This is a genomic window from Pseudomonas sp. 32A, assembly GCF_052682255.1.
This window is the reverse complement of the sequence record NZ_JBQYLY010000001.1, coordinates 5,634,781-5,655,935: the sequence shown is the minus strand read 5'-3', so window position 1 is coordinate 5,655,935 and position 21,155 is coordinate 5,634,781. Positions and strand designations below refer to the sequence as shown.

At 60.8% G+C, this 21,155-nt stretch carries 20 protein-coding genes; 10 read left to right on the top strand and 10 right to left on the bottom strand.

Annotated elements, in window-relative coordinates:
• Positions 1-35: 35 nt before the first annotated feature.
• Positions 36-782 carry a TerC family protein gene (locus ACUN0G_RS25970; protein ID WP_258346647.1) on the bottom strand — a complete coding sequence of 249 codons (747 nt, stop codon included), beginning with the start codon at positions 780-782 and terminating at the stop codon, positions 36-38.
• 28 nt (positions 783-810) lie between these two features.
• Positions 811-1,074, bottom strand: coding sequence for a hypothetical protein (locus ACUN0G_RS25965; RefSeq protein WP_421523004.1), 264 nt, complete (start codon positions 1,072-1,074; stop codon positions 811-813).
• A 134-nt stretch (positions 1,075-1,208) separates the two neighbouring features.
• Between ACUN0G_RS25965 and nhaR the strand changes: the two genes are divergently transcribed.
• The gene (nhaR, locus tag ACUN0G_RS25960; protein WP_258346649.1) at positions 1,209-2,111 is read left to right on the top strand and encodes a transcriptional activator NhaR; all 903 of its coding nucleotides are present in this window, start codon (positions 1,209-1,211) and stop codon (positions 2,109-2,111) included.
• A gap of 4 nt (positions 2,112-2,115) precedes the next feature.
• On the opposite strand, the gene ACUN0G_RS25955 is transcribed toward nhaR, so the two are convergent.
• On the bottom strand, positions 2,116-3,270 hold the full coding sequence (locus tag ACUN0G_RS25955; protein WP_102604855.1) for an MFS transporter: 1,155 nt from the start codon (positions 3,268-3,270) through the stop codon (positions 2,116-2,118).
• A gap of 214 nt (positions 3,271-3,484) precedes the next feature.
• Between ACUN0G_RS25955 and sstT the strand changes: the two genes are divergently transcribed.
• Positions 3,485-4,705, top strand: coding sequence for a serine/threonine transporter SstT (gene sstT, locus ACUN0G_RS25950; RefSeq protein ID WP_445574681.1), 1,221 nt, complete (start codon positions 3,485-3,487; stop codon positions 4,703-4,705).
• Positions 4,706-4,776: 71 nt separating this feature from the next.
• Here the strand turns inward: sstT and ACUN0G_RS25945 are convergent, their stop codons facing one another.
• Entirely contained in the window at positions 4,777-5,286 is a 510-nt protein-coding gene (locus ACUN0G_RS25945; RefSeq protein WP_445574680.1) for a DUF1993 domain-containing protein, read from the bottom strand.
• 126 nt (positions 5,287-5,412) lie between these two features.
• On the opposite strand from ACUN0G_RS25945, the gene ACUN0G_RS25940 reads away from it, so the two are divergent.
• Positions 5,413-6,060, top strand: a complete 648-nt coding sequence (locus ACUN0G_RS25940; RefSeq protein ID WP_017475501.1) for a YceH family protein — start codon at positions 5,413-5,415, stop codon at positions 6,058-6,060.
• 202 nt (positions 6,061-6,262) lie between these two features.
• On the opposite strand, the gene ACUN0G_RS25935 is transcribed toward ACUN0G_RS25940, so the two are convergent.
• Complete coding sequence (locus ACUN0G_RS25935; RefSeq protein ID WP_445574679.1) at positions 6,263-7,081, bottom strand: shikimate 5-dehydrogenase; 819 nt, start codon at positions 7,079-7,081, stop codon at positions 6,263-6,265.
• A gap of 241 nt (positions 7,082-7,322) precedes the next feature.
• Between ACUN0G_RS25935 and ACUN0G_RS25930 the strand changes: the two genes are divergently transcribed.
• From ACUN0G_RS25930 to ACUN0G_RS25920, 3 genes are all read left to right on the top strand, one after another.
• The gene (locus ACUN0G_RS25930; protein WP_017475503.1) at positions 7,323-7,676 is read left to right on the top strand and encodes a hypothetical protein; all 354 of its coding nucleotides are present in this window, start codon (positions 7,323-7,325) and stop codon (positions 7,674-7,676) included.
• 234 nt (positions 7,677-7,910) lie between these two features.
• The gene (locus ACUN0G_RS25925) at positions 7,911-8,105 is read left to right on the top strand and encodes a hypothetical protein (protein WP_003211226.1); all 195 of its coding nucleotides are present in this window, start codon (positions 7,911-7,913) and stop codon (positions 8,103-8,105) included.
• A 100-nt stretch (positions 8,106-8,205) separates the two neighbouring features.
• Positions 8,206-8,385, top strand: a complete 180-nt coding sequence (locus ACUN0G_RS25920; protein ID WP_076016867.1) for a hypothetical protein — start codon at positions 8,206-8,208, stop codon at positions 8,383-8,385.
• On the opposite strand, the gene ACUN0G_RS25915 is transcribed toward ACUN0G_RS25920, so the two are convergent.
• Entirely contained in the window at positions 8,382-9,443 is a 1,062-nt protein-coding gene (locus tag ACUN0G_RS25915; protein WP_258346653.1) for an AI-2E family transporter, read from the bottom strand. The genes ACUN0G_RS25920 and ACUN0G_RS25915 overlap by 4 nt on opposite strands.
• Before the next feature lie 150 nt (positions 9,444-9,593).
• Here ACUN0G_RS25915 and trhP point away from each other — a divergent pair, with 150 nt between their 5' ends.
• From trhP to ACUN0G_RS25895, 4 genes are all read left to right on the top strand, one after another.
• Entirely contained in the window at positions 9,594-10,913 is a 1,320-nt protein-coding gene (trhP, locus tag ACUN0G_RS25910) for a prephenate-dependent tRNA uridine(34) hydroxylase TrhP (protein ID WP_445574678.1), read from the top strand.
• 347 nt (positions 10,914-11,260) lie between these two features.
• Positions 11,261-12,502 carry an exonuclease SbcCD subunit D C-terminal domain-containing protein gene (locus ACUN0G_RS25905; protein WP_445574677.1) on the top strand — a complete coding sequence of 414 codons (1,242 nt, stop codon included), beginning with the start codon at positions 11,261-11,263 and terminating at the stop codon, positions 12,500-12,502.
• Positions 12,499-16,137: an AAA family ATPase gene (locus ACUN0G_RS25900; protein WP_445574676.1), complete on the top strand. Its 3,639-nt coding sequence runs from the start codon at positions 12,499-12,501 to the stop codon at positions 16,135-16,137. The genes ACUN0G_RS25905 and ACUN0G_RS25900 overlap by 4 nt, the downstream gene beginning before the upstream one ends.
• The gene (locus ACUN0G_RS25895; protein WP_445574675.1) at positions 16,134-16,727 is read left to right on the top strand and encodes a glutathione S-transferase; all 594 of its coding nucleotides are present in this window, start codon (positions 16,134-16,136) and stop codon (positions 16,725-16,727) included. The genes ACUN0G_RS25900 and ACUN0G_RS25895 overlap by 4 nt, the downstream gene beginning before the upstream one ends.
• 131 nt (positions 16,728-16,858) lie before the next feature.
• On the opposite strand, the gene ACUN0G_RS25890 is transcribed toward ACUN0G_RS25895, so the two are convergent.
• From ACUN0G_RS25890 to ACUN0G_RS25875, 4 genes are all read right to left on the bottom strand, one after another.
• Complete coding sequence (locus ACUN0G_RS25890; RefSeq protein WP_003211212.1) at positions 16,859-17,038, bottom strand: hypothetical protein; 180 nt, start codon at positions 17,036-17,038, stop codon at positions 16,859-16,861.
• A gap of 156 nt (positions 17,039-17,194) precedes the next feature.
• Positions 17,195-18,370, bottom strand: a complete 1,176-nt coding sequence (locus ACUN0G_RS25885) for a lactonase family protein (RefSeq protein WP_445574674.1) — start codon at positions 18,368-18,370, stop codon at positions 17,195-17,197.
• Positions 18,357-18,653 (bottom strand): DUF5629 family protein, encoded by a 297-nt coding sequence (locus ACUN0G_RS25880; RefSeq protein ID WP_421523013.1) that lies wholly within the window; start codon positions 18,651-18,653, stop codon positions 18,357-18,359. The genes ACUN0G_RS25885 and ACUN0G_RS25880 overlap by 14 nt, the downstream gene beginning before the upstream one ends.
• A gap of 118 nt (positions 18,654-18,771) precedes the next feature.
• Positions 18,772-21,147: an efflux RND transporter permease subunit gene (locus tag ACUN0G_RS25875; protein WP_445574673.1), complete on the bottom strand. Its 2,376-nt coding sequence runs from the start codon at positions 21,145-21,147 to the stop codon at positions 18,772-18,774.
• Positions 21,148-21,155: the final 8 nt, after the last annotated feature.

Sequence of the window (21,155 nt, the reverse complement as noted above, 5' to 3'; positions counted from 1 at the left end):
GCCGACTGCATGCAGTCGGCCTTTATGTTCAGCCCTTAGTGTTTGGCAGCAAGCCGTTTATGCCGGTTGCGTCGCATCATGTTCAGGCACTCGATAGCCGCCGAGAACGCCATGGCCGCGTACACATAGCCTTTTGGCACATGGGCGCCGAAACCTTCGGCAATCAACGTCATACCGATCATGATGAGGAAGCCCAAAGCCAACATCACAATCGTCGGGTTCTCGTTGATGAACTTGGCCAACGGCTCGGCGGCCACCAGCATCACGATGACCGAGACCACCACGGCAATGATCATGATCGGCAAGTGCTCGGTCATGCCCACGGCGGTGATGATGCTGTCGATGGAGAACACCAGGTCCAGCAACAGAATCTGGCCAATCGCCGAAGCGAAGCCCAGGCTTACGCTCGGTGTGCCGCTGTCCACATGCTCCTTCTCAGGGTCCATGCTGTGATGGATCTCGGTGGTCGCCTTCCACACCAGGAACAGGCCACCGGCGATCAGGATCATGTCCTTCCAGGAGAACGACTGCCCCAGGATATCGATGACCGGCTCGGTCAACTGCACGATAAAGGCAATGGTGCTCAACAGGCCCAGACGCAGGATCAATGCCATGCTGATGCCGATGCGGCGGGCCTTGGCCCGGTGTTGCACCGGCAACTTGTTGGTCAGGATCGAGATAAAGATCAGGTTATCGATCCCCAGCACGATCTCCATGACGATCAGAGTAGCCAGTGCGATCCACGCGGTCGGGCTGGCGGCCAGTTGTAAGAGGTATTCCATAGTTCAGTCCTGGTGTGATGTGCGGGTATCAGGTTTCTTGGGAGGTGGACTCAGGCGTGTTGTCTTCCTGTTCCTCGTTGTCCTGCTTGCGCTCCGGCGGAGCAATCAAGCCCTTGGTCGCGTCACTCAACGCCTGCTCGGCGGCCTGATGAGTGTCGTCAATCACTTGTTTGGCCGACTCGGAGGCTTTACCCAGCAGTTGTTGCGCGCTTTTTTCCGCTTGGTCACAGCCACTGAGCATGACTAATGAAAGCCCAAGTAACGCCGTTGCGCCCAGAGATTTGAGTTTCATGATGCGTTCCTCGTTAGAACCGTTGGGTCCAAGTAGTGGCCCCTCGATAGCGACGCATTCTATGCAGATGAACACTTCAGTAAAATTCGTATTTTTTTCATTTATACTTCGGTTTTCACGAAGTGTTGGCCGCCATGCTCAATTACCGACAACTGCACTACTTCTGGGTCGTCGCCAAGACCGGCAGCATCGTGCGCGCCTGCGAGCAACTGAACCTCACGCCGCAAACCATCAGCGGGCAGATCAGCCTGCTGGAGCAGACTTTTGGCGTGGCGTTGTTTCAAAAGGTCGGACGCCAGCTGGAACTCACGGAAGCCGGGCGCCAGGCCCTGCCCTATGCCGAGCAGATGTTCCAGCTGGGCAATGAGCTGGAGGCGATGCTGCGCACCCAGCCCAACGAGCAGCAGATTGTGTTCCGGGTCGGCGTGGCGGATGTGGTGCCCAAGTCCATCGTCTACCGGCTGATTGCGCCAACCATGGAATTGAGCGAGCCGATCCGCATTACCTGCCGTGAAGACAAACTCGAACGCTTGCTGGCAGACCTGGCGATCCAGCGCCTGGACCTGGTGATCTCCGACAGCCCGATGCCCCCGCACCTGGACATCAAGGGCTACAGCCAGAAGTTGGGGGAATGCGGGATCAGTTTTTTCGCGACCCAGGCCTTGGCTGACCAGCATCGCGGCGATTTCCCACAATGCCTGCAGGGTGCGCCGCTGTTGATTCCGGGCGCCGAGACAGTAGTGCGCAGCCGTTTGCTGCGCTGGTTTGCCGAGCAGCAGATCCAGCCACGGATTGTCGGGGAGTTTGACGACAGCGCGTTGATGCAGGCCTTCGGCCAATCCGGCAGCGGGATTTTTATCGCGCCCAGCGTGATTGCCGATGAGGTGGAACGCCAATATGGCGTGGTGCTGATCGGCCAGACGGATGCGGTGACCGAGTCGTTTTATGCGATCTCGGTAGAGCGCAAGGTCAAGCACCCCGGCATCGTGGCGATTACCGAAGGTGCAAGACGGGAGCTGTTTACGGCCCTGCCCTGAAGACTCAGGCGCAGACGGCGCGGGTCTTGGCAGTCATCAGCCACAGCGCCAGCAGGATCGACAGCAGGATAAAACCGGCCGCCGCAAAGCCGAGGCTGCCAAGGCCCAGGGTGTCGATCACGTGACCGCCCACCAACGCCCCCAGGCCAATCCCCAGGTTGGCCCCGGCGATGTTCAGCGAGGCGGCAAAGGCCGGCGCATGAGGCGCGGCCTTCATCAGCCGCACATGGCTGACCAGAAACAATGCCGCCTGGGTCACGCCCCATACGGCCATCGCCGCCGCCAGCCCGATGGTGGAATGGATGGCAGGCACCAGCGCCACCATGCCCGCGATCATGAAGCCGCAGAACACCATCGACGCAATCAGCGGATGCCGGTCGACCATGCGCCCGCCCAAGGAGTTGCCGATCAGGCCGACCGCGCCAAAGCCCATCAGGCACCAACCCACCACCGTGCCGTCGAAACCCGCCAGGCGCTCAAGGATGTCCGCCAGGTACGTGTAGGCGGTGAACATGCCGCTGAACACCAGGATCGACAGCAGGATATGGCCCTGCATCAGCGGGCTGCGCAAGATCTTGAACTGCGAGCGCAAGCTGACCTGGTCGTTCTTTGCACGGGTTTTCGGCAGGTAGATAAACAGCAGCAAGGCCTTGGCAAACGCCACCACGGCAAGAATGCCGAAAGCGGTGCGCCAGCCGAACATATCGGAAATCAGCGTGCCCACCGGAATCCCGAAGACTGTGGCACATACGATGCCGAAGCCGATCTTTTCAATTGCGCGGCCAGCGAAATCCGGCCCGACGATGTCCACCGCCGTCTCGCTGGCCAGGGCCCAGAACACCGGCAGCCCCAGCGCCGGGATCAACCGGGCCAGGGACATGACCCAGATATTCGAGGCCATAGCCGCCAGAGTGTTGGCCAGGCCGAACATGATCAGGATCGTGATAAACAGCCGCTTGCGCTCGAACCGCGCGAAATACGCGGTCAGGAACGGGCCAAACGCCGCCACGGTGAAGGCGAACAACGTCACCAGCAACCCGGCCTGGGACACGCTGACATCGAGGTCCCGGGCGATGGAAGGCAACAGGCCGACAATGATGAACTCTGTGGTCAGCACGGTAAAACCGGCCGCCGACAACAGCAGGATCGGAAACAACATCAAAAACTCCAGAAAACAGCGACATCAACGACAGCCCGGAGGGCCCGCTGATAGAGAAGAGATAAGAGGATGGGCAATGTTAACAGAATGTGTCCCATCGTGGCGACGGAACGCCGCACCCGGATTAGACGTTTCCTACAGATGTTAGACTTCGCCCCTGCCAGATTCATGCTGCCTAGCTGCATCTATTAAAAAAACTAGAGACAACCCTTTTATGACTGCTGCCCCTTCCCTCTTTCAACGCCTGATGTCTATCAGCCTGGTCACCCAAATCATCATCGGCCTGATCGCCGGTATCCTGTTGGCCCTGCTGTTACCCGACGTCGCACAAGCCACCGGGTTTATCGGCAAGGTCTTTGTCTCGGCGCTCAAGGCCGTGGCGCCCATCCTGGTGTTTGTGCTGGTGATGGCTTCGATTGCCAACCACAAGCACGGCCAGGAAACCCATATCCGGCCGATCCTGTTCCTGTACCTGCTGGGCACTTTTGCTGCTGCCGTGGTGGCGGTGATCGCCAGCACGCTGTTCCCCTCCTCGCTGGTACTGGCCACCCACGACCTGACTGTCAGCGCCCCCGGCGGCATCGGCGAGGTGCTGCAAAGCCTGTTGCTCAGCGTGGTGGACAACCCGGTCAGCGCGCTGATGAACGCCAACTTCATTGGCGTCCTCGCCTGGGCCATCGGCATGGGCATCGCCATTCGCCATGCCAGCGACACCACCCGCACCGTGCTGGGGGACCTGTCCAATGGCATTACGCTGATCGTGCGCATGGTGATCCGCTTCGCGCCCCTGGGGATCTTCGGCCTGGTGGCCTCGACCCTCGCCACGTCCGGCTTCGGCGCCCTGTTGGGCTATGCGCACCTGTTGCTGGTGTTGATCGGCTGCATGCTGTTCGTCGCGTTGGTGATCAACCCGGCCATCGTGTTCTGGAAGCTGCGCCGCAACCCTTACCCGCTGGTGCTGATGTGCCTGCGGGAAAGTGGTATCACCGCGTTTTTCACCCGCAGTTCGGCGGCCAACATTCCGGTCAACCTGGCGTTGAGCAAACGCCTGGGCCTGCATGAAGACACCTACTCGGTGTCGATTCCGCTGGGTGCCACCATCAATATGGCCGGCGCGGCCATCACCATCACCGTACTGACCCTGGCCGCCGTGCACACCCTGGGCATTGCCGTGGACATCCCCACCGCCGTGTTGCTCAGTGTGGTCGCTGCGGTGTGTGCCTGCGGCGCGTCGGGGGTTGCCGGGGGTTCGCTGCTGTTGGTCCCGCTGGCGTGCAGCCTGTTCGGCATTCCCAGCGAAATCGCCATGCAGGTGGTGGCCGTGGGCTTCATCATCGGCGTGTTGCAGGACTCGGCGGAAACCGCGCTGAACTCATCCACCGACGTGCTGTTCACCGCTGCAGCGTGCCTGGGCAAAGAAGAACAGACCGCGTAAACCTTACCCGCACAAAAAAGCCCGGGGCGGTTCGCAAATGAACCGCCCCGGGCTTTTTTATGCCTGAAGGCTTAGAACGCGCCCATGTAATCGCGCTTGCCCACTTCCACACCGTTGTGACGCAACAAGGCGTAAGCAGTGGTGACGTGGAAGAAGAACTGCGGCAGGCCGTAGCTCAGCAGGTACGACTGGCCGCTGAAACGCTTCTCTTTCGGCGTGCCAGGGCGGGTGATGATTTCGATGCCTTCTTTACCGTCGACCTGGGCCGGGGTGATGGTGTCGATAAACGCCAGGACCTTGGCAATCAGCGCTTGCAGGTCGGCGAAGGTGACTTCTGCGTCGTCGTATTTCGGAACTTCGATTTCAGCCAGGCGGGCAGAAACGCCTTTGGCGAAGTCGACAGCGATCTGCACCTGACGCACCAGCGGGAACATATCCGGGTACAGGCGCGCTTGCAGGAAGGCGTTCGGGTCGATGTTCTTGGCGGTGGCGTGGGCTTCGGCCTTGTTCAGCACATCGCTCAGGGCGTTGAGCATTTGCTTGAAGACCGGGAGGGAAGCGGCGTACAGGGAAATAGTCATGACAGTCTCGACAGTTGTGGCAGGGTTTGAAACAGCCGCGATTATAGACATGCTGGCCGCCGGCGCCGCTTGTCTTTTATTTTTTCAGGATTAGGCTAGTGGGCTCACTGCATTAGGGAAAGCGCGATGACCACCGAGCACGACACCACTTCCGAAGAGCCGCGCCTGAACAGCACGGAAATCCGCATCCTGGGCTGCCTGATCGAAAAACAGGCCACCAGCCCTGAAACCTACCCGTTGACCCTCAACGCGCTGGTGATCGCCTGCAACCAGAAAACCAGCCGCGAACCGGTGATGAACCTCAGCCAGGGCCAGGTCGGCCAGAGCCTGCGGGCCCTGGAAGGTCGCGGTTTTACCCGGCTGGTGATGGGCAGCCGCGCCGATCGCTGGGAGCATCGGGTGGACAAGGCGCTGGAGCTGGTGCCGGCCCAGGTGATTCTCAGTGGCTTGCTGTTCCTGCGGGGGCCGCAGACGGTCAACGAACTGCTGACCCGCAGCGGGCGCATGCATGAATTTGAAGACACCGAGCAGGTTGTGCACCAACTGGAACGCCTGATTGCCCGAGGGTTGGCGTTGTTGGTGCCGCGTCAGTCGGGGCAGCGGGAAGACCGGTACATGCATGCCCTGGGCGACCCGGCGGATATCGAAGCGATCCTGGCGGCCCGTGGCAATCCGGTGGAGCGTGGTGCGGGAAGCGGGGTTTCCCTGGAGCGTATCGAAGAGTTGGAAGCGCGGATTGCTGCGCTGGAGGAGCGCCTTTCACGGCTGGAGTAGCCAGCACCGGAGACCTCTGTGGCGAGGGGGCTTGTCCCCCGTTGGGCTGCGCAGCGGCCCCCAAACCTGCGACCGGGTTCTAACTGACAGAATGCGGTGAGCTTATTGGGGCTGCTGCGCAGCCCAACGGGGGACAAGCCCCCTCGCCACAAAAAAGCCTGACCACAAAAGCCCGCGCCCTCACAGGATAGCGCTCTCAACTTCAGCTCCGGGCAAACGCCACCGCCGCCTGAAACTGCTCATCCGTCGGCCGTACGCCGGTGTACAACACGAACTGCTCCAAGGCCTGGATGGCGATCACTTCCAAACCGGTGATCACGCGTTTGCCCTGAGCGCGGCCCCGCAGGATCAGTGGCGTTTCCGAGGGAATCGCCACCACATCGAATACCGTCTCGGCCACATCAATCGCGTCGGCCTCAAAGGCTAACTGGTCAGCTTCCGCCCCGCCCGTCATGCCGACCGGTGTAACGTTGATCAGCATCTGCGGACGTAAAGCCCCCAACTCCGCCTGCCATTCATAACCCAGGCTCCGGGCCAGCGCCGGGCCCGCCACTTCATTACGCGCCACAATCACGCCCTTGGCGTAACCACCATCGCGCAATGCGCTGGCCACGGCCTTGGCCATGCCGCCACTACCACGCAAGGCGAAGGTCGAGTCCTTGGGCACTGCATGCTTCTTCAGCAGTTGCTCAATAGCGATGTAATCGGTGTTGTAAGCCTTCAGATGGCCGTTGGTATTGACGATGGTATTGATCGACGCAATGGCCTGCGCCGAAGCATCCAACTCGTCCACCAAGGCAATGCACGCCTCCTTGAACGGCATCGACACGCCACACCCACGAATGCCCAACGCACGTATGCCACCCACGGCGCCCGGCAAGTCCTGGCTGCTGAACGCCTTGTAATAGAAATTCAGCCCCAACTGTTCGTACAGATGGTTATGAAAGCGCAGGCCAAAGTTCCCGGGGCGTGCCGACAGTGACATGCACAGTTGGGTGTCCTTGTTGGGGTTCATCTGCATCGGTAACTCCTTGAAGCCATTCCAGAGGCGATTTCGGATAGACGGAATACCCGCGCCGGCGGGTCGTGGTTAATCATACGCACTGTGCCCGGCCGCTCGTGTAAGCCCGCCGATACAGACCTTACACAACCTTTACCTATCGGCTGTGCTGTTTTTCAGAAATACGCTGTCTTAAAAGTATCCCCGCGACAATCCTTGAGTCTATTGATTGCAGACCACAAGCGCAGGGGCTAACCGAGGAATGACCATGATTCGTAAACTCCCCAAGATCGCCTTGCTTATCGGTGCACTCGCTATAGCAGGACAGGCCTCCGCCCACGGTGGTGGTTGGGGTGCCCCGCTTGCACTGGGAGCTGTAGTCGGTGCAGTGGTAGGCGGCTCGATTGTCGCCAGCCAGCAGCAACCGGTGTATGTGCAACAGCCGGTGTATGTCCAGCCGCAGCCGGTGTATGCCGCTCCGCCGCCGGTCTACTACGCACCGCCACCGCCGGTGTATGTGCAGCAACGGGTTTATTACCGCCCGGCACCGGTCTATTACGGCCCACCGCGTGGCTACTACGGCCCTCCACACGGCTATTACGGTCGCGGCTGGTAAGCATGAACTGACACACACACGAACAGGCTCCGCCCTAAAAGCGGGGCCTTTTTTTGGCCTGTTGGTCTGAATAAATCTCGCAAAGGTCGTTATAAGGACAATGGCTGTGGCCAAATCCCACATCATTGATCTCAATAGACGCTTGCCCGAACCGGGTCTGCGCTGTCATGTTTGTGTCTTAAAAGGCCTCCACTATCAACGATGTCCAGTCAATAACAACAAGGACGATTGACCATGCCCACGCAAAACCCCCATCGCACCGCCGGCCTCTGCACCTCCAGCAAGGTCTACAGCGTACTGACCGAACTCAAGGCCCTGGAAGGCCATCGCAACGCCAAGTTCCTTTCCTTGCTGACGGAAAACCTGGTGCGCAAGGGCCTGCTCAGTGAACAGGAAGTGGTGCACATGCTTGACCAGGTTGTCGACTGATTGATCGCTCGATAACAGTGATGTCGACTATCGAGCGGGTTAATTTTCACTTAAGGCCTGCACCCCGTAATGTCACCTCCATCGCTTATTGGAGGTCGTCATGCCCACTATTCAAATCATGTCTGTCATCGGCAGTGCCGTTCCCGCCCCTCTTCGGGAGCTGGGCCTGCTCGCCTGCTGGTACCTGGTACGCGATGGCGAACCCGTCAGCGGCCCGCTCACCTCGTTGCCAGCCGCCCAGGCCCTGTCGGTCAGAATGGCCCATTGTTTTCATGCCTAAGGCAATTGAATCCGCGGTTTGGTTTCGACAAACAGCGCCCAACTGGACATGAACAACGCAGCAATCAACGGGCCGATGACAAACCCGTTCAGGCCAAAGATCGACAGGCCGCCCAAGGTTGAGATAAGGATCAGGTAATCCGGCATACGGGTGTCCTTGCCCACCAGGATGGGCCTCAGCACATTGTCCACCAGCCCGATCACAAACACCCCGAACAGCCCAAGCACCACGCCCTGCCAGATCGCCCCGCTCAGCAGGAAATACGCCGCCACCGGGCCCCACACAATCCCCGCGCCCACCGCTGGCAGCAGCGACAGAAACGCCATCAACACCGCCCAGAGCAACGCGCTGGGAATGTCCAGGAACCAGAAGATCAAGCCACCCAACGCACCTTGCGTGACCGCCACCAGCACGTTGCCTTTCACCGTAGCCCGAACCACCCGGTTGAACTTCAGTTGCAGGCGACGCTTTTGCGGTTCGGCCAGCGGCACCGCGGTGCGCACCTTGCGCACCAGCTCGGGACCATCGCGCAGCAGGAAGAACAGCAAGTACAGCATAATGAAAAAGCTCACCAGGAAATCAAACGTGCCCTGGCCAAAGCTGAACGCCTGGGTCGCAAAAAACTGGCTGCCCTGCATCGCGCTCTTGACGATTTTCTCCCGCAAGCCTTCCAGGTTGCCCATGCCGAAGCGGTCCAGCAGGTGCTGGAAGTACGGCGGCAGGAAGTTCTTGAACTGCTCGATATATCCGGCAACGTCGAGCTTGCCGCTCTCGACGTTCTTGTAAAGCGTGGCGCCCTCCTGCACCAGCAAGGCACTGGTGATAATCACCGGCAGAATCGCGATCACCAGGCACACCATCAGGGTTGCCAGTGAAGTGAAGTTGCGGTTCCAGCCAAATCGTTGCTGGAAGCGCCGTTGCATCGGCGCAAAGATGATCCCCAGGATCACCGCCCAGAACACCGCACCGTAAAACGGCAGCAGAATCCAGATAAACGCGATGGTCACCAGGACAAGCAGTAACAGCAGGGTTTTGAATTGCAGGTTGGTCTGATTCATGGCCGATCCATCTCAAAAAACGCAGGACACTCATGTGCACCCTGATGCTTAGTCCGCTGCAAATCCTGCGAGTGCCCTACTTCTTAGATCTGGATCAATAAACGTTGCGGCGGGCACCGCTACCCTGCCGCCCTTTTGCGACCTGAACCCATGCCCCCCGTTATCGCCCCCGAACTGCTCGCCCCCGCCGGCACCCTGAAAAACATGCGTTATGCCTTTGCCTACGGCGCCGATGCCGTCTACGCCGGGCAACCGCGCTACAGCCTGCGGGTGCGCAATAACGAGTTCGACCACGCCAACCTCGCCCTCGGAATCCAGGAAGCCCAGGCCCAGGGCAAACGCTTCTACGTGGTGGTGAATATCGCGCCCCACAACGCCAAGCTGAAAACCTTCCTCAAGGACCTCGCCCCGGTGATCGCCATGGGCCCGGATGCGCTGATCATGTCCGACCCTGGCCTGATCATGCTGGTGCGCCGGCACTTCCCACACATGCCGATCCACCTGTCGGTACAGGCCAATACGGTTAACTGGGCCAGCGTCGAGTTCTGGCAGGCCCAAGGCATTTGCCGGATCATCCTGTCCCGGGAGCTGTCGCTGGAAGAGATCGAGGAAATCCGTCAGCAAGTCCCCGCCATGGAGCTGGAAGTATTTGTGCACGGCGCGCTGTGCATGGCCTATTCCGGGCGCTGCCTGCTGTCGGGCTACATGAACAAACGCGATGCCAACCAAGGCACCTGCACCAACGCCTGCCGCTGGAAATACCAGGCGACGCCGGCGGTGGAAAACGCCGTCGGCGACATCGTCCAGCAGTACGCACCCGAGCCGACCCTGGGCCTCGGCGCGCCCACTGACCAGGTGTTCCTGTTGCAGGAGGCCAACCGCCCCGACGAGCAGATGCCCGCCTTCGAAGACGAGCACGGCACCTACATCATGAACGCCAAGGATCTGCGGGCGGTGCAGCACGTCGAGCGGCTGACGCGCATGGGCGTGCATTCGCTGAAGATCGAAGGCCGCACCAAATCCCACTTCTACTGCGCCCGCACCACCCAGGTGTATCGCCAGGCCATCGACGATGCCGTGGCCGGGCGCGAGTTTGACCGGGACTTGATGACCAACCTCGAATCCCTGGCCCAGCGCGGTTACACCGAAGGTTTCCTGCGCCGACACGTGCACGATGAATACCAGAACTACCAGAACGGCAGCTCGGTGTCTGAACGTCAGCAGTTCGTCGGCGAGCTCACCGGTGAACGGCGCGGCGAGCTGGCCGAGGTCAAGGTGAAGAACCGGTTTGCCGTGGGTAATCACCTGGAACTGATGACCCCGGCGGGGAATTTCCACTTTGACCTGGCCACGCTGCACAACGCCAAGGGCGAGGCTATCGAAGTGGCACCGGGCGACGGCCATACGGTGTATCTGCCGATCCCGGCGGAGACGGATCTGCGCTTCGGCCTTTTGATGCGCGACGTTTAACTTCGCCAGACACCTCAATGAGTGTGAGACAGTTTTCTGTGGTGAAGGAGATTGCTGTGGCGAGGGAGCTTGCTCCCGCTGGGGCGCGAAGCGGCCCTTATCCGGCTGATGCGGTTTTCCAGGAAGAAGCGCATTTGCCTGTTTTGGGTCTGCTTCGCAGCCCAGCGGGAGCAAGCTCCCTCGCCACAGCAAGCTCCTTTCACCAGCAAGCTCCTTCACCACAGCAAGCTCCCTCGCCACAAAAAGCAGGGCGTACGCGCAATAGGTTCATTAGCACAGTAGAATTGGCGGCTCTGCGTACCGCCACCCTGTCTTGAGCGGTCACCCTCTTTTTTACGGAGATCGCCTTGCGTCTGTTTCACACCTCCGACTGGCACCTTGGGCAAAACCTGCACGGCCAGGAACGCGACTTCGAACACGCCTGCTTCCTCGACTGGCTGCTGGGCCAGTTGGGCCTGCATCGCCCGGATGTGCTGCTGATCGCCGGCGATATTTTCGATACGGTCAACCCGCCGCTCAAGGCTCAGGAGCGGCTGTATGACTTCATCATCGGCGCCCACGAGCAAAACCCGGCGCTGACCATCGTGATGATCGCCGGTAATCACGACTCCGGCTCGCGCATCGAACTGCCGGCGCCGTTGATGCGCCGCCTGCGCACCCACGCCCTGGGCCGGGTGCTGTGGCTGGATGACGGGCAGTTAGACGTCGAACGCCTGCTGATTCCATTGCCCGGCGCCGACGGTGAAATCGCCGGCTGGTGCCTGGCACTGCCCTTCCTGCGCCCGGCCGAAGTGACCGGTGCGCAATTGGGGGACGATTACCTGCGGGGCATCGGCCAGGTTCATGAGTGGCTCATCGCCGCCGCCAACGCCAAGCGCCAGCCGGGCCAGGCGCTGGTTGCCATCAGCCATGCGCACATGGCTGGCGGTTCGGTGTCGGAAGATTCCGAGCGCAGCCTGATCATCGGCAATGCCGAAGCGCTGCCCGCCAGCCTGTTTGATGCCAGCGTCAGCTACGTGGCCCTCGGCCATTTGCACAAACCCCAGCGGGTGAACGGCGAGGAGCGTATTCGCTACTGTGGTTCGCCGATTCCACTGTCGTTTTCGGAAATCGGCTACCAGCACCAGATCCTCGACGTGCAACTGGACGGCGAAACCCTGGTCAGCGTCGAATCCCGCCTGATCCCGCGCTCGGTCAACCTGCAACGCCTGGAAGCCGCGCCCCTGGCCGACATCCTCAAGCAACTGGCCGAGCTGCCCGACATCGACCTGCTGGCGGAAACCCAGCGCCAACCCTGGCTGGAAGTGCGGGTGCGCCTCGACGAGCCGCAACCCGACCTGCGCCAGCAAGTGGAAAACGCCCTGCAAGGCAAGGCCGTGCGCCTGGTGCGCATCGCCGCTGAATACGCAGGCGCGGGCAGCCGCGAAGACAGTCAGGAAGACCGCCTGATCGAACTTGATCAGCTCACGCCCCAGGAATTGTTCAGCCGCGCCTGGCAGGAAAGCTACGGCAGTGAAGTGGACGAACAGACTCTGAAGGACTTCGCCGTGCTGCTCCAGGAAGTGCAACAGGAGGGCGAACAGCCATGAAGATCCTTGCCATTCGCCTGAAAAACCTCGCCTCCCTGGCCGGGCCGTTTGAAATCGACTTTACCGCCGAGCCCCTGGCCAGTGCCGGGTTGTTCGCGATTACCGGGCCCACGGGTGCCGGCAAAAGTACCTTGCTTGATGCGTTGTGCCTGGCGCTGTTTGGCGCCGTGCCGCGCCTGGGGGATACCGGCCAGGCGAAGATGCCGGATGCCGACACCGATATTTCCATCGGTGACCCACGCACCCTGATACGTCGGGGCACGGGCGGCGGTTATGCCGAAGTGGATTTTGTCGGGGTCAGTGGCCGTCGCTACCGCGCTCGCTGGGAAGCCAACCGCGCCCGCGACAAGGCCAGCGGCAAGCTGCAAGCCAGCCGCCAAAGCCTGATCGACCTCGACAGTGAGCAACTGCTGGCCAGCCAGAAAACCGAATACAAGACCCAGCTGGAACTGGCCCTGGGCTTGAACTTCGAGCAGTTCACCCGCGCCGTGTTGCTGGCGCAAAGTGAGTTCAGTGCGTTTCTCAAGGCCAACGACAACGAGCGCAGCGAACTGCTGGAAAAGCTCACCGACACCGCGCTCTACACCCAACTCGGCCGCCGCGCGTTCGACAAGGCCAAGGATGCCCGGGACGCCCACAAACACCTGCAAGACCAGGCCACCGGCGTTACCCCGCTGGCCCCTGAAGCCCGCGCCGAGCTGGACGAACAACTGGCTGCCGCCCAGCAGCAGCTCAAGACCCAGCAGGCGCAACTCAAACAGCTTGAGCTGCAGCACACCTGGCTCAAGGAACTGCGGGAATGGCAGGAGCGCCAACAAGGCGCGGTCGAGCAACTGCACCAGGCCCAGCAACACTGGGAAAGCCAGGGCCCGCAACGCCTGGACCTCAGCCGCCTGGAACAACTGGCGCCGCAACGTCATCACTTCGCCCGCCAGGCTGAACTGACCACGCAGTTGCAGCCCCTCGCTGCGCAGATCCAGCAGCACCTTGAGCAACAAGCCGCGCTGCACACCCGCCAGACCCAACTGCAACAGCAACAGGCTGAGGTGCAAACCGCTCTCGCCCAGGCTCTGAAACAACAAGCCGATGCGGTGCCCCTGCTGCGTCAGGCTTTCGAGGAGCAAACCACCCTCGCCCACTTGACCCGTGAGCTGGCCAAGCGCAGCGAAGAAAAACAGCTGGGCGAAGCCGCCTGTGTGGAAGGTCAGGCGGCGTTGACCGGTTTGCTCGACAAGCAAAAAACTGTCGCCGAGCGCCTGAATCGGTTGGCTGCAGAACTTGAACGCAGCGCCGCCCTCGCGCCGTTGAGTGAGGCATGGACCTACCAGCGCGAGCGTCTGCAGCAGTTGATGGTGATCGGCGGTCGCCTTAAAAAAGGCACTGAAGAACTGCCCCAACTGGAAGAGCGCGCCACCCGCCTCGGCCAGAAGTGGACCGAGCAACGCGAAGCCCTTGACCTGCTGTACCACGAAGCCGGCGCCGAACCCCATGCAGTGGCCGAACAAATCCAGTTGCTGGGCAGCCTGCTCCAGGACAACCGCAAGCAACATCGCGCGTTTGAAGACCTGGCGCGGCTGTGGGACAGCCATCAGCAACTGGATAGCCAGAGCCAGGCCCTGACGCAAAAGCAAACCCTCGCCCAGCAACAACGCGAACTGTTAAACCAGAGCGGCTTGCAGGCCAAGGCCGAGCTGGCCGTCGCCGAGCAGACCCTGACCGTCACCAAGCAACTGCTGGAGCGCCAGCGTTTGGCCCGCAGTGCCAGCGTCGAGGAATTGCGCGGCCAGCTTCAGGATGACCAACCATGCCCGGTCTGCGGCAGCGTCGAGCACCCGTATCACCAGCCCGAAGCGATGCTGCAAAGCCTGACCCGCCACGACGAAAGCGAAGAAGCCAACGCGCAGCAAGCCGTGGATGTGCTCAAGGAAAAACTCACTGACCTGCGTGGCGAAGTGGGCGGCCTGATCGCCCAGCAAAAGGAATTCCTGCAACAACAGGAGCAACTCGCCGGCCAGTTGCAGGCCTTGCTTCCAAGCCTTGAAGCCCATCCGCTATCGGCCTCGCTGTTCAATCAGGACGTGGCCAAGCGTGATGTCTGGCTTGCCCAGCAACTGAGCCAGCTCAGCCAAAGCCTCGCCCAGGATGAACAACGCCAGGGCGCCCTGCTCAACCTGCAACAGAACGCCGGGCGCATGCAGCAACAACTGCAAGCCGCCCAGGACGCCAGCCAACAGGCGCGCCAATTGCTGATCGACCAGCAGCGGGAACTGTCCAATGATCGCGAACGCCTGGACGAAGAACTCAACGCCTTCGCCAGCCTGTTACCGGCCGAGACCCTCGATGGCCTGCGCAGCGAACCGGCGGCTACCTTCATGCTGCTCGACCAGCAGGTCAGCCAACGCCTGGAACAGCTCGATAACCAAAAGGAAGAAATGGCCGAGCAGCTGCAGCGTCAGCAAGCCATCGAGAAAGAACAGGACCGCCAGCAACATCGCCAGCAGCAGTTGGAGAGCTTGCAAAAACAGCTCGCCGAACAAAGCGCCCTGCAACACGCCGCCGAGGAGAAACTCGCCGGCCTGCTGGGCGAAAACCCCAGCGCCGAGCACTGGCAACAGCAATTGGACCTGGCCGTCGACCAGGCGCGCCAGCATGAGTCCGAGGCCAACCAGCAGTTGCAGGACACCCGCAACCAGTTGATCCAACTGGCCGCCGACCTCAAATCGCTGCAAGAACGTCAACAGTCCCTGGAAACCGAACACGCGGCCCTCACTACGCGTCTGAGCGACTGGCGCGCGTTGCACCCGGAACTCGATGACGAAGGCCTGGCGCGCCTGGTGGCCTTCGATGAGCCGCAGGTGGCCGAGTTACGCCAGCAACTGCAACACAGCGAAAAAGCCATCGAACAGGCCAAGGTGTTGCTGCAAGAGCGCGAACAGCGGCTCAAGGATCACCAGGCGCTGCACAACGGCAACCTCGACGCGGAGCAACTGGACAGCGCCCTGGCCGAACTCAATGCCGCGCTGATCATTGGCGAAAAACACTGCGCCGAACTGCGTGCCCAACAGGCCGACGACCAGCGCCGCCAGGACGCTAATCAGGCCTTGGCGGCCGAGATCGCCAAGGCCTACGAAGAATGGCAACGCTGGGCACGCCTGAATGCGCTGATCGGCTCGGCCACCGGCGATACCTTCCGCAAGATCGCCCAGGCCTACAACCTCGACCTGCTGGTGCACCACGCCAACGTGCAACTGCGCCAACTGGTGCGCCGCTACCGCCTCAAACGCGGTGGCAGCATGCTCGGCCTGCTGGTGCTCGACACGGAAATGGGCGACGAACTGCGCTCGGTGCATTCGTTGTCGGGAGGCGAGACATTCCTCGTCTCCCTAGCGCTGGCCTTGGGCCTGGCGTCCATGGCGTCGAGCACGCTGAAGATCGAGTCGCTGTTTATCGACGAGGGCTTTGGCAGCCTCGATCCCGAGTCGCTGCAACTGGCAATGGACGCCCTCGACGGCTTGCAGGCCCAAGGCCGCAAGGTAGCGGTGATTTCCCATGTGCAGGAAATGCACGAGCGGATTCCGGTGCAGATTCAGGTCAAGCGCCAGGGCAATGGCTTGAGCACCCTGGAGGTCAAGTGAGCGAGGGGGTGTTGTATTCGTTCCGCCGTTGCCCGTACGCGATGCGGGCGCGGATGGCCTTGCGGTATTCGGGGGTGGCGGTGCAGATCATTGAGGTCAGCCTCAAGGCCAAGCCGGCTGAAATGCTGGCGTTGTCGCCCAAGGGCACGGTGCCGGTGCTGAGCGTGGACGGCCGGGTGATCGATGAAAGCCTGGCGATCATGGGCTGGGCCCTGGCGCAGAACGATCCTGAGGGATGGTTGCTTGAGGATGATGGAGCGACGCAGGCGCTGATTGAAGAGAATGATCAGGGCTTCAAATATCAATTGGATCGATACAAGTATGCCGAGCGCTATCCGGAGCAGCCGATGGAGCATTATCGGGCCGAGGGTGAGGTGTTTTTGTCGAAGCTGGAGGGGTTGCTGGCGCAGCGCGAGTATTTGCTGGCCGGGCACTTGAGCCTGGCGGATGTGGCGCTGGCGCCGTTTGTGCGGCAGTTTGCGCATGTGGATCGGGCGTGGTTTGAGCGGGCGCCGTATCCGCGGTTGCAGGACTGGTTGCAGCGCTTCCTGGAATCGCCTTTGTTCATCGCCGTAATGGCAAAACCCTGAGACTGTCGCAGGAAAAAATGTGGGAGCGGGCTTGCTCGCGAAGGCGGTGTATCAGTCAGCCCATGTATAGACTGACCCGGCGCTTTCGCGAGCAAGCCCGCTCCCACATTTGATCTTCATCAGCTTCAAGATCAGTTCTGGATTTTGTGGTCCAGCGCTGCGTAGAAGTTGGCGCTTTGTTGCAGGTATTTCTGGGTGTAGGCGCTGGTGCTGGTTTTTTTGCTGCTGATTTCGACACTGGCGCTGGCTGGCAACGCTACGGTGGCGGAAACAGCGGAAGCGGCGATGATCGAGAAGAGATTGAAGTTCATGTCGGTAACCCTTGTGTTCGGTTGGCTGAGTAGCCTGTGTTGGCCTTGGAGCCAAACTTACGCCCGAGGGGTTAGCCTTAGAAATTCATTGAAACACTAGCCGCTATTAATAGTATTAATACAACCAGTCAGGCCCCGCACGGCGGGGCCTGTGGCTTATTGTCGCACCAGGAACTTGAGATCGCTGGGGGCATCAATCGCCAGTTTCTGCACGGTTTTGCCTAACAGACCGGTCTTGGGATCGCGCTCGACGACCACAATCTCGTTGCTCTTCTGGTTGGCGATCAGCAGGAACTTGCCACTGGGGTCCAGGGCGAACTCCCGGGGATGATCACCTTCCACCGAGCGGCGCTGGATCTCTTTCAACTGCGCGGTGGCCGGGTCGATGGCAAGCACCAGCATCTGGTTGGCGGTGCCACGGTTGCTCACGTAGAGGAACTTGCCATCGCTTGAGGCATGCAGCGCGGCGCCGGCCTTGTCGGACACCGGCTGGCCGTCCGCAAAGTTGACCAGTTGCTTCTGGGTCAGCTTGCCATCGTGGTAGTCGAACACCGCCACTTGCGCACTCATCTCAGTGGTCAGCCAGGCGTGCTTGCCGTCTGCGGTGAACAGCAGGTGCCGTGGGCCACTGCCCGGTGGCAATTGCACAAACGCAGGATCGGCCGGGGTCAGCGGCAGTTCATGGTTGGCCTTGGGATCGTAGTGGTAGGCAAAGATCTTGTCTGCACCCAGGTCCTGGACAAACACGTATTTGCCGTCCGGCGAAGACACCACCGAATGCACGTGGTTGGACGCCTGACGCTCCGGATTGACCCGGCTGGCCGGGTGCCCGCTCAACTGCACCGGCGGCGACAGCTTGCCTTCAGCGTCTACCGGCAACACCGCGAGGCTGCCGCCCGGATCTTCCAGCACTGAATAGTTGGCGACGAACAGGTAGCGCCCGTCACTGGCCAGGCTGGAATGGGTCGGCTCGTTGCCCAGGCTCTGCACCTGGTTGATCAGGGTCAGTTGATGGTTCTTCGGGTCGATGCTGTAGCTGCTGACACGCCCCACCGGGTCTTTTTGGCCCGGGCCGTTTTCGTTGACCACAAACAGGTGCTTCTGGTCTTTGGACAGGGTCAGCCACGACGGGTTGGCCGCCTTGGCGGCGAGCACCGGCTGGCCGTTGAACTGCCCGGTACGGCTGTCGAACTGCAGGCGATAGATGCCTTCACTGGTGCCGGCGGTGTAGCTGCCGACCAGCAATTCATAGGTGTCCACCGGCGCGGCCTGGACCGACATCGCGCCTACGCTGCCGGCCATCAGCAGGGGCCAGAATTTACGCATCATCATCCGCTTCATCCTCGTCATTATTGTTGCCGGTGACGCCGCTCATGCAGACCAGGCGGTGTTCGCCCGAGTCACCGGTAAGGGTCCAGCTTTGCAGGGTTTGATCAAAGGTCGCCGCCTTGACTTGCTCCAGGCTGAATCTCCAGTGCTTCTTGTCACGACCGTCCATGCAGATGATCAGCAACTTCTGGTCATCCAGGCTGAAATCGAAGGTGTGCAGGCCATCGATTTCAACCATCTGGCAGTCTTCAAAAGCATCGAGCAAGGTAGCGGTGTCGGCAGTCATAACCATCAATCATCAAGAGGAAAGACCCCATGATAGGTCAAATCGTTGCATCGACCTAAGCCCGCGCAATGCAAAACGCCGTGGCACAGGCCACGGCGTTTTGGCAGACCGCGATGAATCAGTGAGCGAACAACGAATTGCCCTTCTGCCCCGCCAGCTTCTCGGGCTTGATCAGGAAGCGTGCCAGCGCCGGCAGCAGCCACAGCGCGCCGAACATGTTCCACAGCAGCATGAAGGTCAGCATAAGGCCCATGTCGGCCTGGAACTTGATGGCCGAGAAGATCCACGTCGCCACGCCGATCGCCAGGCACAGGCCGGTGAACAGCACGGCTTTACCAGTGGACTTGAGCGTCTGGTAATAGGCTTCCTGCAACGGCAAACCGGCGCGCAGGAAACTCTCCAGGCGGCTGTAGATGTAGATGCCGTAGTCCACACCAATCCCCACGCCCAGGGCCACCACCGGCAAGGTCGCAACCTTGACGCCGATGCCCATGAACGCCATCAGCGCGTTGCCCAGCACCGAAGTCAGCACCAGCGGCAGCACGATGCACAGGGTCGCCGCCCAGGAGCGGAAGGTGATCATGCACATGGTGGCCACGCACAGGTACACCAGGATCAGGATGGTCAGCTCGGACTCCTTGATCACCTCGTTGGTGGCGGCTTCGATCCCGGCGTTACCGGCGGCAAGGATGAATTCCAGGCCCTCCTTGTTGTTCTCCTTGGCGAAGTCCTGCACCGCATGCACTGCGCGGTCGAGGGTTTCGGCCTTGTGGTCGTTGAGGAACACCAGCACCGGCGCCAGGGAGCAATTGTTGTTGTACAGGCCATCGGCACGGGCGATGGAGTTGTTCAGCACATCCGGGTTACGGGACAGGGTTTCCCATTTCAGGTTGCCCTCGTTCATGCCCTTGATCATCTGCTTGGACACGGTCACCAACGAGATGGCCGACTGCACGCCTTCAGTGTTCTGCATCTTCCACATCAACTGGTCGATGGGCGCCATGGCCTCATAACGCGAGCAGCCTTCCGGCGGCGTCTTGACCATCACCACCAACACATCGGAGCTGGTGGAGTAGTTGTTGATGATGAAGTTGTTGTCCTTGTTGTAGCGCGAGTCCGGGCGCAGTTCCGGCGCGCCCTGGTCGAGGTCACCAATCTTCAGGTTCTGGCTGTACCAGAGGCCGCCACCGAAGGCGACCAATGCCAACGCAATCGATACCGGCGCGACTTTGGGGCTGGCGAATTTCGACAGCAGACGCCAGAACGGGTGTTCGCGGTGTGCATCTTTCTTGCTGCGCTCGATGGCGCGTTTGCTGATGCCGACGTAGGAGATCGCCACCGGCAGCAGGATCAGGTTGGTGAACACGATCACCGCTACACCCACCGAAGCGCCGATGGCCAGTTCGCGGATCACGCCGATGTCGATGATCAGCAGGGTGATAAAGCCGACCGCATCGGCGAGGATTGCGATCATCCCCGGCAGGAACAACTGGCGGAACGTCCGCCGGGCGGCGGTCAGGGCGTTGTCGGCATCACTGGATTGCAGGGCGATGCCGTTAATCTTCTGCACGCCGTGGGAAATACCGATGGCGAAGATCAGGAACGGCACCAGCATCGAGTAGGGATCCAGCCCGAAACCCAGGGCATGCATCAACCCAAGCTGCCAGATAACCGCCACCAGCGTGGTGCTCAACACCGCGACGGTACTGCGCAGGCAGTGGGTAAACCACAGCAGCAGCACCAGGGTGATGACGAAGGCAATACCGAAGAACATCACCACCATCACCAGGCCGTCGATGAGGTCGCCGACCTTCTTGGCAAACCCGACGATGTGGATCTTGACGTTGGGGTTCTGGGCTTCGAACTTGTCGCGGATCTTGTCTTCGAGTTCATGGGAGAACTTGCGATAGTCCAGGGCCAGCAGCTTGCCCTGGTCTTGCGGGTCCGGGTAGGACTCCAGCAGCGGAATGTCGACGATGCTCGACTTGAAATCGTTGGCCACCAGCCGCCCGACCTGCCCGGACTTGAGCACGTTGTTGCGCAACTGGTCGAGGCTTTCCGGTGAGCCGTTGTAGCTCTGGGGGATCACTTCACCGCCGGCAAAGCCCTCTTCGGTGACTTCGGTCCAGCGCACGCTGGGGCTCCACAGGGACTTGAGCCCGGAGCGGTCGACGCCGGAGATGTAGAACACCTCGTCGTTGATCTGGCGCAGGGTCTCCATGTACTCCTTCGTGAAGATGTCACCGTCCTTGGCTTCCACCGAGATGCGCACCGTGTTGCCCAGGTTCGCCAGGTCGTTGCGGTGCTCCATCATCTTCTCGATGAAGGGGTGCTTGAGGGGGATCATTTTTTCGAAGCTGGTGGACGGGCGAATCAACGTCGCCTGCCAGAACAGGAAAATGCTCACCAGCAGGCAGATCGTGATCACTGCCGGGCGGTTGTTGAAAATCAGGCGCTCGAGAAACGTGGCCTTGTCGTTGTGATGACTGCTCATGGTGTCCC

What these genes read in the sequence shown, in the direction of transcription:
- sstT (WP_445574681.1), top strand. Translation starts at nt 3,485, where the DNA reads ATGACTGCTGCCCCTTCCCTCTTTCAACGCCTGATGTCTATCAGCCTG.
- ACUN0G_RS25920 (WP_076016867.1), top strand. Translation starts at nt 8,206, where the DNA reads ATGCCCACTATTCAAATCATGTCTGTCATCGGCAGTGCCGTTCCCGCC.
- ACUN0G_RS25900 (WP_445574676.1), top strand. Translation starts at nt 12,499, where the DNA reads ATGAAGATCCTTGCCATTCGCCTGAAAAACCTCGCCTCCCTGGCCGGG.
- ACUN0G_RS25955 (WP_102604855.1), bottom strand. Translation starts at nt 3,270, where the DNA reads ATGTTGTTTCCGATCCTGCTGTTGTCGGCGGCCGGTTTTACCGTGCTG.
- ACUN0G_RS25945 (WP_445574680.1), bottom strand. Translation starts at nt 5,286, where the DNA reads ATGACTATTTCCCTGTACGCCGCTTCCCTCCCGGTCTTCAAGCAAATG.
- ACUN0G_RS25970 (WP_258346647.1), bottom strand. Translation starts at nt 782, where the DNA reads ATGGAATACCTCTTACAACTGGCCGCCAGCCCGACCGCGTGGATCGCA.
- ACUN0G_RS25890 (WP_003211212.1), bottom strand. Translation starts at nt 17,038, where the DNA reads ATGAACTTCAATCTCTTCTCGATCATCGCCGCTTCCGCTGTTTCCGCC.
- ACUN0G_RS25965 (WP_421523004.1), bottom strand. Translation starts at nt 1,074, where the DNA reads ATGAAACTCAAATCTCTGGGCGCAACGGCGTTACTTGGGCTTTCATTA.
- ACUN0G_RS25875 (WP_445574673.1), bottom strand. Translation starts at nt 21,147, where the DNA reads ATGAGCAGTCATCACAACGACAAGGCCACGTTTCTCGAGCGCCTGATT.
- nhaR (WP_258346649.1), top strand. Translation starts at nt 1,209, where the DNA reads ATGCTCAATTACCGACAACTGCACTACTTCTGGGTCGTCGCCAAGACC.
- ACUN0G_RS25935 (WP_445574679.1), bottom strand. Translation starts at nt 7,081, where the DNA reads ATGCAGATGAACCCCAACAAGGACACCCAACTGTGCATGTCACTGTCG.
- ACUN0G_RS25915 (WP_258346653.1), bottom strand. Translation starts at nt 9,443, where the DNA reads ATGAATCAGACCAACCTGCAATTCAAAACCCTGCTGTTACTGCTTGTC.
- ACUN0G_RS25940 (WP_017475501.1), top strand. Translation starts at nt 5,413, where the DNA reads ATGACCACCGAGCACGACACCACTTCCGAAGAGCCGCGCCTGAACAGC.
- ACUN0G_RS25885 (WP_445574674.1), bottom strand. Translation starts at nt 18,370, where the DNA reads ATGATGATGCGTAAATTCTGGCCCCTGCTGATGGCCGGCAGCGTAGGC.
- trhP (WP_445574678.1), top strand. Translation starts at nt 9,594, where the DNA reads ATGCCCCCCGTTATCGCCCCCGAACTGCTCGCCCCCGCCGGCACCCTG.
- ACUN0G_RS25925 (WP_003211226.1), top strand. Translation starts at nt 7,911, where the DNA reads ATGCCCACGCAAAACCCCCATCGCACCGCCGGCCTCTGCACCTCCAGC.
- ACUN0G_RS25880 (WP_421523013.1), bottom strand. Translation starts at nt 18,653, where the DNA reads ATGACTGCCGACACCGCTACCTTGCTCGATGCTTTTGAAGACTGCCAG.
- ACUN0G_RS25930 (WP_017475503.1), top strand. Translation starts at nt 7,323, where the DNA reads ATGACCATGATTCGTAAACTCCCCAAGATCGCCTTGCTTATCGGTGCA.